Source organism: Gaetbulibacter jejuensis, assembly GCF_039524015.1.
Classification (GTDB): domain Bacteria; phylum Bacteroidota; class Bacteroidia; order Flavobacteriales; family Flavobacteriaceae; genus Gaetbulibacter_B; species Gaetbulibacter_B jejuensis.
In genome coordinates, this window is record NZ_BAAAGF010000006.1 from 71,778 (window position 1) to 84,231 (window position 12,454).

Sequence of the window (12,454 nt, forward strand, 5' to 3'; positions counted from 1 at the left end):
TATAAGTTATTAACAGTTAAATTGTTGAAGAACTGTTAAGATTGAAAGTATTAAAATTCTGTTCTTTCTTAACATTTTAGTTACATTCGCATCTTATGAAACAACCAGACCCAATAAAAGGTTATAAAGTAGATAAAAGCACTATCATTAGTTTAGAGAAAGGAAAAATACCTCCTCAAGCTATTGATTTAGAAGAGGTTGTGCTTGGGGCAATGATGATTGATAAAAAAGGGGTTGATGAGGTAATTGATATCTTAAGTCCTGAAGCCTTTTATAAAGATGCTCATAAATACATCTTTGAAGCTATTTTCAAATTATTTGAAAATAGTGAACCTGTTGACTTATTAACCGTTTCTAGTCAACTTAAAAAGGATGCGAAGCTAGATTTGGTTGGAGGTGATTTTTACCTCATTTCATTAACACAAAGAGTGTCATCTTCGGCGCATATTGAGTTTCATGCACGTATTATTCTTCAAAAATATATTCAAAGAAGTTTAATTAAAATTTCAAGTGAAATTATTGAAGAAGCTTACGATGAAACCAAAGACGTTTTTGATCTTTTGGACAATGCCGAATCAAAACTTTACGAAGTTACTCAAGGTAACGTTAAAAAATCTACCGAAACAGCTCAAAGCTTAGTAATACAGGCAAAGAAAAAGATTGAGGAGATTTCTAACAAGAAAGGGTTAAGTGGTATTCCTACAGGATTTGATAAACTAGATAAATTAACGTCTGGTTGGCAACCTAGTGATTTAATCATTGTTGCTGCACGTCCTGGTATGGGTAAAACAGCTTTAACGCTTACCATGGCTAGAAATATTGCTGTTGATTTTAACCAACCTGTAGCTTTTTTCTCTTTAGAGATGTCATCGGTACAGTTGATTACGCGTTTGATTTCTAGTGAAACAGGACTGTCTTCAGAAAAATTAAGAACAGGAAAGCTAGAAAAACACGAGTGGGAGCAACTTAATGTTAAAGTAAAAACATTAGAAAAAGCACCTTTGTATATTGATGATACACCATCACTTTCTATATTCGATTTAAGAGCAAAAGCACGTCGTTTGGCATCACAATATGGTATCAAAATGATTATGATTGACTACCTTCAGTTAATGACAGCAGGAGGAAGTCAAAAAGGAGGAAACAGAGAGCAGGAAATTTCAACAATTTCTAGAAACTTAAAAGCATTGGCAAAAGAACTTAATGTTCCTGTTATTGCACTTTCTCAGTTATCACGTGCTGTTGAAACTCGTGGTGGTAGTAAACGTCCTTTACTATCTGACTTACGTGAATCTGGAGCTATTGAGCAGGATGCAGATATTGTATCGTTTATTTACCGTCCTGAATACTACAAAATTGACGAATGGGACGATGAAGACCGTTCTCCAACCGAAGGACAAGGTGAGTTTATTGTTGCAAAGCATAGAAATGGTGGTTTAGAAAACATCAGATTGAAGTTCATTGGACATCTTGGTAAGTTTGATAATCTTGATGATTTTGACACGCCTTTTGGTAATGAATTCCATAGTAAAATGAATGCTGCCAACGATAACACTTTTAAGCCAGACAACTTCCCGTCAGCTTCTGATGCATTTGGTGCTCCAGAAGATGATGATAACGATGTTCCGTTTTAATATTTAACATTTTCTAACGTATTTTATTACCCTTTATAACAACATTTTAAGCTAAATTTGTTGTTCGGTTGAAAAAGAAAAAACGCTCCATGCTAGATCAAAGACGTACTACAAATTTATTATTGCTTATTATAGTAATCCCTTTGGTATTTTACCTTTTAAAGATTTTATCATTCATCTTTATTCCCTTAATCTTTTCAATGTTTATTGCATTATTGTTTTTACCATTAATGCGTTGGTTGGGTAAACGTAAGGTGCCAAAATGGATAAGTATAGTTGTTGTTATTCTTTTAATTTTTATAGGCTTAAAAGTAGGAGCAGAACTCATAAAGTTATCAAGTAAACAAATCATGGCTTCTAATACTGAGTTTTTTGATAAAGCAGAAGTTAAACTTGCTGATGCAAAACTATATTTAGAAGAAACTTTTGGTATTGTTTTTCAGAATGATAAAAACATGATTTCTGGTTTTTTTGAAAAGGATAATATTGGTACAACTTTCGATTTTTTAAGGAAGTTTTTAACCATGATTTTAATGACAGCCTTTTTTGTTGTGCTATGGTTGGCAGAATCGATAAATGTTCATAAAGTTTTAAACAACACTATTTTAAAGCAAAAACATGCCTCTGTAAAAGCGTTTATGAAAATAGAAAAAGACCTTATCACTTTTATCAAAGTAAAGTTTTTTGTAAGCTTACTCACAGGTATTGGTACAGGGTTAGCGTGTTTGTTTTTTGATGTGAGTTTTCCAATTTTTTGGGGATTATTTGCGTTTGTAATCAATTTTGTACAAATGGTAGGCTCGTTTATTTCGGTAATACTACTATCAATTTTTGCTTTTGTAGAGTTAGACCCAACAAGTACATTATTCTTCTTTATTGTATCCATTACTGGAGTTCAAGTGCTTTTTGGAGCTATTTTAGAGCCTATTTTTATGGGAAAATCCTTCTCAATAAATATCATTACTGTTTTAGTAATGCTTATGCTTTGGGGTTATATTTGGGGAATTCCAGGTCTTATTATGGCTATTCCAATTACGGTTTTCATAAAAATTATATTGGAGCAATTTCCTAATACCAAGAAAATAGCAAACATATTATCTGGTAGTTAGTTGAGACTGTTCTTATGTTATTTTAGCTAATATTTCCTTAAACCCTTTTATAACGGAATATTTTTTGAGTATATTTCGTCTATGAAGAAGATACTTGCCTTATTATTTTTCCTTTGTGTTACTACAGGAGCTTTTGCGTCTTATGTTTTAATTCCTATGGATGCTGAAGGACAGAAAAACCACCTAAAAGCGTATGGAGTTACCTACTGGACTTTAGAAAAACAACTAAAGGTAAAATGGTTATTGAATTATAGAGGAGGATCGTTTTTGGTTCCTGATACTGAAGAAATTCAGCGAGAATGTCAAATACGTGGTGTAAGTTTTGAAGTGATTTCTAATTCAAAAGCAGAAGAAATACTAGAACTTATTAGTAGTCCTTCACAAAATATGGAAGCTGTAGTGTTGGAAAAAGCACCAAAAATAGCTGTCTATACACCTTATGGTTTACAACCTTGGGATGATGCTGTAACCATGGTACTTACCTATGCCGAAATTCCTTACGATACCATTTATGATGAAGAAGTGCTCAATGATGCCTTATTGTTATACGATTGGTTGCATTTACATCATGAAGATTTTACAGGACAATATGGTAAGTTCTACCGAAGCTTTAAGTCTGCAGCTTGGTATATTGAAGAAAAGAAAGAAGCAGAAGCATTGGCAGCAAGATTAGGTTACTCTAAAGTATCTCAGGAAAAATTAGCAGTTGCCAAAAAAATTAAAGACTACGTAGTAGGAGGTGGATTTATGTTTGCAATGTGTAGCGCAACCGATAGTTTTGATATTGCTTTAAGTGCAGAAGGTGTAGATATTTGTGAACCCATGTTTGATGGAGATGGTAGTGATCCTGGTTATCAAAATAAAATAGATTACAGTAAAACGTTTGCGTTCAAAGATTATTTATTGGAAAGAAATCCTAATGTGTATGAGTTTTCTTCAATAGATATGACTCAAAAAAGACGTATTCCTAAAACTACAGATTACTTTACACTTATGGAATTTTCGGCTAAGTGGGATCCTGTTCCTACAATGCTTTGTCAAAATCATACTGCATTGGTAAAAGGCTTTATGGGACAAACCACTGCATTTACTAGAGATGAAATAAAAAGTAATGTGCTTATTATGGGTGAAAACAAAACCAATGGAGAAGCTAAATATATTCATGGTATTAAAGGAAAAGGCTTTTTTACATTTTATGGTGGACACGACCCAGAAGATTATACGCATAGAGTAGGAGACCCAAAAACCGAATTGGATTTGCATCCAACATCACCAGGTTATAGATTAATACTTAATAATGTATTGTTTCCTGCAGCTAAAAAGAAAAAACAGAAGACCTAATAGTTATGAAAACGTTTCAAAAGGAAATTGTTCTCACTACAAAAGAGAGAGGTTTTCATTTAATTACTTCTGAAATCATAAAGAATTTCCCTGAAATTGCTACAATCAATATAGGATTATTAAATGTGTTTATTAAGCATACTTCGGCAAGTTTAACCATTAATGAAAATGCTGATGCTACGGTTAGGGCTGACTTTGAAAGTCATATAAATGTTATGGTTCCAGAAAATCAACCTTATTACAAACACAATTATGAAGGTTCTGATGATATGCCAGCGCATATTAAGGCTTCATTAATGGGGAGTTCTGTTCAAATTCCTATTACAAATGGGAATTTAAATCTTGGAACGTGGCAAGGAATTTACTTATGCGAACATCGAAATTTTGCAAACGGAAGACGTTTAGTGCTTACTGCTTTTGGCAACTAATTCTTTGTCGTTTATCAACTGTTTTAAAATAAATTCAACACCACCTTCATCATTGCTTTTGGTTTCAAACTTAGCGACTTTTTTTACGTTAGGATGCGCATTTTTCATAGCATAGCTATAATCTGCTAATTGTAGCATTTCCAAATCATTATTGTAGTCGCCAAACACCATAGTTTCTGCTTTGGAAATACCTAAAGTGGTTTGTATTTGCTGTAAAGCATAACCTTTGTTTGTATTGATGTGAGATAAATCTAACCAGTTATTACCAGAAATTTTTACCTGTAAATCATTTTCATAGGTTTTTACATGTGGATACACAAACTCTTCAGATCCGCCAAAACTGTAAACAGCAATTTTTAAAAAATTGTCGTCTAGCACTTCAGTAAGGTCTTCAACTAATTTAAACTGCGTATAATATTCGCTAAACATGAAAATAAAATCATCATCTTTAGACTCAACATACGCATAGTTTTCACCACAAAGTACAATATGAGCATCATCAATAGTTCTCAATAAAACAATAAGTTGATGAATAACCTCAATAGGAAAGTAGTTTGATAAAAGCTGAGTTTTACCTTGTTTAGCAATACCACCATTTTCAGCAATTACAGTAATTTCATCTTTAATGTCATGAAGCTTATCAATTATACTATGGTATTGTCTTCCGCTAGCAGCTATAAAATGAATGTTATGGTGTTTTAGTTCCTTAAAAATAGAGTAGAAATTATCACTAACTTCTCCTTTAGAATTAAGAAGTGTACCATCCATATCAGTGACTACAAGTTTAACTTGAGATAGATTCATATCGCATTTTTTTCAAAAATACTAATAGGCTTTAAACTCTGTTTAAAATTAAGGTTAACTAATTGTTTTAGTGCGAAGAACCTATATGACAACCACAAGATTCTTTAGTAAAACTTTGGCTAGCTTCATGCCAAGGAAATGCTTGGTTATACTTATTGTTTTCCCAGTAAAATTGAGTTCTTTCTTTTGGTGAGTTACCAATTTCATTCATAGTTTCAGTATCGTATAAACGACCATTAACCATAGTATATATAATACTTTCAGAGTTTTTAATGTCTTCTAATGGGTTTTTTTCCATTACAATTAAATCAGCAAGTTTTCCAACTTTTAATGAGCCAATATCGTTACCAGCACCAATATAATTTGCGCCATTAATTGTTGCAGCTTTTAAGGCTTCGTGATTTGTCATACCACCTTGTTGAAGCATCCATAATTCCCAATGAGCACCAAGACCTTGTAGCTGACCATGTGCACCAAGATTTACTTTAACTCCTGCATCACTTAGTGCTTTGCAAGTTTTAGAAACTAAAATATGACCGTTTTCATATTCACTATGAGGAACCATAGTACGATGTCTAGACCTAGAATCTATAATACCTCTAGGTGTATATTTTAAGAGTTTTTCATTTTCCCAAACATTTGTGTTTTGGTACCAAAAGTATTCACCACTCATTCCGCCATAATTAACAATAAGAGTAGGTGTGTAACCTACATTACTACTTCCCCAAAGTTTTAAAACGTCTTTATAAACAGGAGCAACAGGAATATTATGTTCAACACCTGTGTGACCATCCATAACCATTGTCATGTTATGATAAAAGTTTGAACCACCTTCAGGAACCACAAAAATACCTTCTTCTCTAGCTGCTTGTAATACTTGTTGACGTTGGTCTCTTCTTGGTTGATTATAACTCTTAACCGATAAAGCACCAAAAGCTTTAGTACGTCTTACTGACGAACGTGCATCTTCAAGATTATTAATTACGGCTTTAAAATCACCATCAGCTCCATATAGAATAAAACCTGTAGAGTAGAGGCGAGGACCAACTAATGTTCCGTTTTTTTGTAACTCTGATAAAGCAAAAACTGTTTCAGAGTTTGCTGAAGGATCATGAGCTGTTGTAACTCCAAATGCTAGATTTGCATAAAATTGCCAGTGCTTTTGAGTTGTAAGTCCGTAACGGAAACCGCCAATATGCGCGTGAGCATCAACCATTCCAGGCATTATAGTTTTTCCTGTAACATCATATACTTTTGCGTTAGAAGGAATGGTAACAGCATCACTTTTACCAATAGCTACTATTTTATTTTCAGTAATAACAATAGTACCGTTTTCAATAACTTCATCACCTTCCATTGTGATTATTCGAGCACCTTTAAAAGCAATAGTTCCATTAGGTTTATCGGTTTTTACTTCGATATTAATTTTAGTTCCGTTCTCAACAAGTTCAACATCTTCTGAAACTCCAGTTGAATAATACATATTACCAAGTGTCCAATACAATTGCTTACTATCAGAAGACCAATGAAGGTTTATACCAGCATCTTTTGAAAGTTGTGTTACAGGAACAAATTTTGTTTTATCAGTCATATCAAGTGTATGACCAGATTGCGGCATTGGAGCAACATATACTTTATGAAGATGCACAAATGCTATCCATTTGTTATCTGGACTTGGTACTAATCTATTACCATGTTTTGATTTTACAAGAATTTTCTCGTCAAAACCATCAAGATTAACACTCTTGAGTTCTTTGGTTAAGTCACCAAAATATTGTCCTCCTTTTTGGTAAATAATTCGTGAATCATCAGCATTAAAACTAGGAAAATCGCCTTCTTTTGTAACAAATTTTATATTTGAACCATTAGTGTTCATTACATAAAGACCAGGATTTTTATCAAAAGTTCTTCCTTGTTCATTATTTCCACCTTCTTTTCGGTAAACAATATTTTGTCCATTATGTGAATAAGAAGGGTTTCTGTAAATTCCTTTTTCATTTGTAAGCTTTGTAGGAGTTCCTCCCGAAGCGGACACTTTATATATTGAACCAAGGTTTTCATCATTCCATGTTACATAAACGATGTCTTTTCCGTTAGGAGAAAAGCTAGGTTCAAACTCAAAATCAGTTCCTTTAGTTAAACGTTTTGGAGTTCCGTTAGGTAATTTTTGAGACCATAAATAACCTAATGCGTTAAACACTAAATGTTTTCCATCAGGAGATGTTACGGCATGTCGTATTACTTTGGCTTTAAAAGTATCAGGAGACACAGGAGTATCAAACTCAACAGCTTTAGCGATTTTTAGTGTAGCATCAACCTGAAAAGGAATATTAGTAACTTCCAAGGAATTGATATTTATTCGGTTTATTTTTCCACCAGACCAAAACACAATGTCTTGGTTGTTTGGCATCCAGTTAAAATTTGGGTATACACCAAAAATAGCCCAAGCTTCTTGTTGGTCTTTGTTTAGCTTGTCATAAAGAGGCCATTCTTCATTGGTTTCTAAATCATGTATAAATAGTACCGATTTTTCACGTACACGTTTTATAAAAGCGAGTTTTTTTCCATCTCTTGACACCTGCGGACGCGCTGCGCCTCCAGGACCTCCAGTTATTCTATCAATTTCGCCCGTTTTCATATTATATCTGTTTATGACATAAATTTGACTATTTGGGTCTTTGTTGTATTGAAAAAAACCTCCTGGATATACGTCTTCACTATAATATAAATACTTGCCATCACTTGAAATGCTAGGTTCATTCACATCTTGTTGGTCATTTTTTCTCGTTGTTAATTGTAAACCTTTACCACCAGTTTTATGATACATCCATAACTCACCAGCACCTGCAGATCGTGTAGAAGTAAAGTGTTTTCTGGCAATAAGATAATTGCTATCAGGTGTCCAAATTGCATTATTAAGAAGTCTGAAATTTTCATTAGTGACTTGTTTAGCATTATTGCCATCCAAATCCATAACCCAAATATTGTCACCACCACCAGCATCACTAGTAAATGAAATTGATTTCCCATCAGGACTAAATCTAGGCTGTATCTCAAAAGCTAAACCTTCTCTTAAAACTGTTGCTTTTCCACCATTGATATCCATTTTGTAGATGTCGCCTAACATATCAAAAACAATAAGTTTTCCATCAGGACTAACATCAATATTCATCCATGTACCTTCGTTGGTAGATAGTTTTATGTCTTTAAAATCCCAATTTCCTTGAGGATTTGAAACATTCCAAACACTGTCTTTTTTTGTTTCTTGACCAAAAACGTTAAGCGTTATTAATAAAATGAGGGAGGAGATTAGATTAATTTTATTCATCTTAATTGTAAATTATAATAAAGGTGTAAGATAAGATTTATTATCGGTTTTCACTTGAGTGATAAAAGTATAACTATGTTAAAAACAAAAAATCCGATTCATTATGAATCGGATTTTTATAAGCGAATTGTTGTTATTATTTAGGCGAACGCCTTACTTTACTTTGTTTACTATTGCTTCAAAAGCTTCTGGATTGTTCATAGCTAAATCTGCAAGAACTTTACGGTTCAATTCGATATTGTTAGCTTTTAATTTACCCATAAACTTTGAATATGACATTCCGTGTTGTCTAGCTCCAGCGTTAATACGTTGAATCCATAACGCACGAAACGTTCTTTTTTTGTTTCTACGGTCTCTGTACGAGTATTGCATCGCTTTGTCAACCGCGTTTTTAGCTACTGTCCAAACGTTTTTACGTCTTCCAAAGTAACCTTTTGCTTGCTTAAGAACCTTTTTTCTTCTGGCTCTTTTAGCTACTGAATTTACTGATCTTGGCATTTCTTAAATTTGTTTTTTGTAGTAGGCGACCTATAATTGGTACTTGCTAAATTGTTTTGCCTAACTCCAGGGTTTATAAATTATTTTAACCGATTAAAACGTTATTACTTTAAACGTAACATTGTTTTAATGTTGTCTTCGTCTGACTTATGTACTAATGTATCATGAGTCAAAGCAAGCTTACGCTTTTTAGATTTTTTAGTCAAGATGTGACTTTTAAAAGCGTGCTTTCTTTTGATCTTACCAGTGCCAGTTAGTTTAAAACGTTTCTTAGCACTTGATTTAGTTTTCATTTTAGGCATTTTCTCCTAGTTTTAATTTACGTTTCGCTTATTATTTTTAGCTGAGAGTTTCTCAGTACTTATTTTATTTTTTTGGAGCAATAAACATGGTCATTCTTTTACCTTCTAATTTTGGCATTTGCTCTACTTTTCCAAATTCTTCAAGGTCTTGAGCTAACCTAAGTAGTAAAATATGTCCTTGCTCTTTAAATACGATAGAACGTCCTTTGAAAAATACAAAAGCTTTCAATTTTGCTCCATCTTTTAAAAACTTTTCGGCATGCTTCTTTTTGAAGTTATAATCATGGTCATCAGTTTGAGGACCAAAACGAATTTCTTTAACTACAACTTTAGAAGCTTTTGCTTTTAAGGCTTTATCTCGTTTCTTTTGTTCATAAAGAAACTTCTTATAATCCATAACCTTACATACTGGAGGATCAGCTTTTGGAGAAATCTCAACAAGATCCAAACCTTGCTCATCAGCAATGGCAAGTGCTTGCTTAGTTGTATAAATTCCTACTTCAACATTATCACCGACTACTCGTACTTTTTCGGCTCTAATTTTTGAATTAATTCTGTGTTGATCTTCTTTTTCAACTCTTCTAGAGTTGTTTCTGTTTCTACGTATTGCTATGGCTATATAATTTTAATTAAACTTAATTTTTTTAAAACTGTTTCAAAGATTTTTTTATCTCTTGGTCAACAATATTCGAAAATTCTTGTACAGTAATCATGCCAAGATCTTCTCCACCATGTTGACGCACAGAAACTTTGTTTTCTAATTCTTCATTCTCACCAACAATAATCATGAATGGGATTTTTTTCATTTCGGCTTCCCGAATTTTTTTACCCATAGTCTCATTCCTATTGTCAATTAGGGCGCGAATTTCGTTATTTTCTAACAAATTTAAAACTTTTTTGGCGTATTTTTCATATTTCTCACTAATTGATAAGACAATTACTTGTTCTGGCATTAACCAAAGTGGGAAATTTCCTCCTGTATGTTCTAGCAAAATAGCTATGAATCTTTCCATACTACCAAAAGGTGCACGATGTATCATAACAGGTCTGTGAAGTTCGTTATCACTTCCTCTATATGTTAAATCAAAACGCTCAGGTAAATTATAATCTACTTGTATAGTTCCTAATTGCCATTGTCTGCCCAATGCATCTTTAACCATAAAGTCAAGTTTAGGACCATAAAAGGCAGCTTCACCAGTTTCAATTACATAATTTAGACCTTTGTCATTTGCTGCGTTAATAATTGCTTGTTCAGCTTTTTCCCAGTTAGCTACATCACCAATGTATTTGTCGGGATTTTCAGGATCCCTTACAGATACTTGAGCGGTAAAGTTTTCAAAACCTAATGAACCAAAAACGTAAAGCACTAAGTCGATAACGTCTTTAAACTCTTTGTCTAATTGCTCTGGAGTACAAAAAATATGAGCATCATCTTGAGTAAAACCTCTTACACGAGTTAATCCATGTAACTCACCACTTTGCTCATATCTATATACAGTACCAAATTCAGCATAACGCTTTGGTAAATCTTTATAAGACCATTGAGAGTGATTGTAAATTTCGCAATGATGTGGACAGTTCATGGGTTTTAGTAAAAATTCTTCACCTTCTTTTGGCGTATGAATTGGCTGAAAACTATCTTCTCCGTATTTAGCATAGTGACCAGAAGTAACGTATAGCTCCTTTTGGCCAATGTGAGGTGTTACAACCATTTCGTATCCTGCTTTTTTCTGAGCAACTTTTAAGAAGTTTTCTAAGCGCTCACGTAAAGCAGCTCCTTTAGGTAACCAAAGCGGAAGACCTTGACCTACCTTTTGTGAGAAAGTAAACAATTCAAGTTCTTTACCGAGTTTTCTATGGTCACGTTTTTTAGCTTCTTCTAGTAGTTGCAAATATTCAGTTAACTCTTTTTGCTTCGGAAATGAAATACCATAAACACGTGTTAACTGTTTATTGTTTTCATCACCTTTCCAATAGGCTCCAGCTACACTCAATATTTTAACAGCTTTAACAATTCCAGTGTTTGGTATATGCCCTCCTCGGCATAAGTCAGTAAATGAGTCATGATCACAAAATGTGATAGTACCATCTTCAAGATTTTCTATCAAATCAACTTTATAGTCATTTTTACCTTTATAATAAGATAATGCTTCGTCTTTTGATACTGAACGCATTTTAAAATCATGCTTACCTCTTGCAATCTCCAACATCTTGTCCTCTATACGCTTAAAGTCTTTGTCAGAAATCACATCATCTCCTAAATCTATATCATAATAAAAACCATTCTCAATAGCAGGACCAACCCATAACTTTGCACTAGGATACAACTCTTCAATTGCTTGTGCTAATATATGAGCCGAAGAATGCCAGAAAGCTTTTTTACCGTCATCGTCATTCCAAGTGTATAAAACCAATGATCCATCTGTCGTTATAGGTGTTGTTGTTTCTACCGTAGTATCATTAAACTTTGCAGAAATAACATTTCTAGCTAACCCTTCACTAATACTTTTAGCGACTTCTATTGGAGTAGTAGCTCCCTCAAACGATTTTATACTGCCATCAGGCAATGTGATGTTTACCATTATATTATATATATGTATGAAAATAAGAATGCAAAGATAATAGGTTAATTACATTCATACAATAATATATAATGTATAAATTTTTACATCTTTATTCATTAAGGACATATATGTATGATTAGCGTTTAAAGGCAGGCTAATCTATAGTGCCTATATGTAGAGGTGAACTATACATATAGTTAATAGAGATTAATAGTGTAGAGTTATTTTGTGTGTTTTAAGTTTATGTATATATGTGTTTAAAGTGTGCATTTTAGTTTAATGTAGTTTTTTCAGGAAGTATAAATGATAAGAATATTACATGTAAAGTATTGGTTTATAGGTTGGGCGAAATTTTTCAAGAAAAACATTAAAAAAAAGTAAAAAAAAGTTTGCGATAAAGAAAAAATAGGTTGTATATTTGCAGCCGCTAAAAACGGGAACGTTGA

10 protein-coding genes are annotated in these 12,454 nt (G+C 33.1%); 4 read left to right on the forward strand and 6 right to left on the reverse strand.

Annotation, left to right across the window (positions count from 1 at the left end):
* The first annotated feature begins 95 nt into the window (after positions 1–95).
* From dnaB to ABD011_RS15630, 4 genes are all read left to right on the forward strand, one after another.
* The gene (dnaB, locus tag ABD011_RS15615) at positions 96–1,634 is read left to right on the forward strand and encodes a replicative DNA helicase (RefSeq protein ID WP_129761788.1); all 1,539 of its coding nucleotides are present in this window, start codon (positions 96–98) and stop codon (positions 1,632–1,634) included.
* Between the two features lie 89 nt (positions 1,635–1,723).
* Complete coding sequence (locus ABD011_RS15620; RefSeq protein WP_343799758.1) at positions 1,724–2,743, forward strand: AI-2E family transporter; 1,020 nt, start codon at positions 1,724–1,726, stop codon at positions 2,741–2,743.
* Between the two features lie 81 nt (positions 2,744–2,824).
* Complete coding sequence (locus ABD011_RS15625) at positions 2,825–4,084, forward strand: asparagine synthetase B (RefSeq protein WP_262733611.1); 1,260 nt, start codon at positions 2,825–2,827, stop codon at positions 4,082–4,084.
* Positions 4,085–4,089: 5 nt separating this feature from the next.
* Positions 4,090–4,512 (forward strand): secondary thiamine-phosphate synthase enzyme YjbQ, encoded by a 423-nt coding sequence (locus ABD011_RS15630; protein WP_343799760.1) that lies wholly within the window; start codon positions 4,090–4,092, stop codon positions 4,510–4,512.
* On the opposite strand, the gene ABD011_RS15635 is transcribed toward ABD011_RS15630, so the two are convergent.
* The 6 genes from ABD011_RS15635 to thrS form a co-directional block, all read right to left on the reverse strand.
* Entirely contained in the window at positions 4,486–5,316 is an 831-nt protein-coding gene (locus ABD011_RS15635) for an HAD family hydrolase (RefSeq protein WP_343799762.1), read from the reverse strand. The two genes, ABD011_RS15630 and ABD011_RS15635, sit on opposite strands and share 27 nt — an antisense overlap.
* A gap of 67 nt (positions 5,317–5,383) precedes the next feature.
* On the reverse strand, positions 5,384–8,644 hold the full coding sequence (locus tag ABD011_RS15640; RefSeq protein ID WP_343799764.1) for an amidohydrolase family protein: 3,261 nt from the start codon (positions 8,642–8,644) through the stop codon (positions 5,384–5,386).
* 153 nt (positions 8,645–8,797) lie between these two features.
* Positions 8,798–9,142 carry a 50S ribosomal protein L20 gene (rplT, locus tag ABD011_RS15645; RefSeq protein ID WP_129761793.1) on the reverse strand — a complete coding sequence of 115 codons (345 nt, stop codon included), beginning with the start codon at positions 9,140–9,142 and terminating at the stop codon, positions 8,798–8,800.
* A gap of 104 nt (positions 9,143–9,246) precedes the next feature.
* Positions 9,247–9,444, reverse strand: a complete 198-nt coding sequence (rpmI, locus tag ABD011_RS15650; RefSeq protein WP_129761794.1) for a 50S ribosomal protein L35 — start codon at positions 9,442–9,444, stop codon at positions 9,247–9,249.
* Between the two features lie 64 nt (positions 9,445–9,508).
* Positions 9,509–10,057, reverse strand: coding sequence for a translation initiation factor IF-3 (gene infC / locus ABD011_RS15655; protein ID WP_202865202.1), 549 nt, complete (start codon positions 10,055–10,057; stop codon positions 9,509–9,511).
* Positions 10,058–10,088: 31 nt separating this feature from the next.
* A complete protein-coding gene (gene thrS, locus ABD011_RS15660; RefSeq protein ID WP_343799767.1) occupies positions 10,089–12,026 on the reverse strand; it encodes a threonine--tRNA ligase in 1,938 nt (645 codons plus the stop codon).
* Positions 12,027–12,454: the final 428 nt, after the last annotated feature.

What these genes read in the sequence shown, in the direction of transcription:
- ABD011_RS15625 (WP_262733611.1), top strand. Translation starts at nt 2,825, where the DNA reads ATGAAGAAGATACTTGCCTTATTATTTTTCCTTTGTGTTACTACAGGA.
- dnaB (WP_129761788.1), top strand. Translation starts at nt 96, where the DNA reads ATGAAACAACCAGACCCAATAAAAGGTTATAAAGTAGATAAAAGCACT.
- rpmI (WP_129761794.1), bottom strand. Translation starts at nt 9,444, where the DNA reads ATGCCTAAAATGAAAACTAAATCAAGTGCTAAGAAACGTTTTAAACTA.
- ABD011_RS15635 (WP_343799762.1), bottom strand. Translation starts at nt 5,316, where the DNA reads ATGAATCTATCTCAAGTTAAACTTGTAGTCACTGATATGGATGGTACA.
- ABD011_RS15640 (WP_343799764.1), bottom strand. Translation starts at nt 8,644, where the DNA reads ATGAATAAAATTAATCTAATCTCCTCCCTCATTTTATTAATAACGCTT.
- thrS (WP_343799767.1), bottom strand. Translation starts at nt 12,026, where the DNA reads ATGGTAAACATCACATTGCCTGATGGCAGTATAAAATCGTTTGAGGGA.
- rplT (WP_129761793.1), bottom strand. Translation starts at nt 9,142, where the DNA reads ATGCCAAGATCAGTAAATTCAGTAGCTAAAAGAGCCAGAAGAAAAAAG.
- ABD011_RS15620 (WP_343799758.1), top strand. Translation starts at nt 1,724, where the DNA reads ATGCTAGATCAAAGACGTACTACAAATTTATTATTGCTTATTATAGTA.
- ABD011_RS15630 (WP_343799760.1), top strand. Translation starts at nt 4,090, where the DNA reads ATGAAAACGTTTCAAAAGGAAATTGTTCTCACTACAAAAGAGAGAGGT.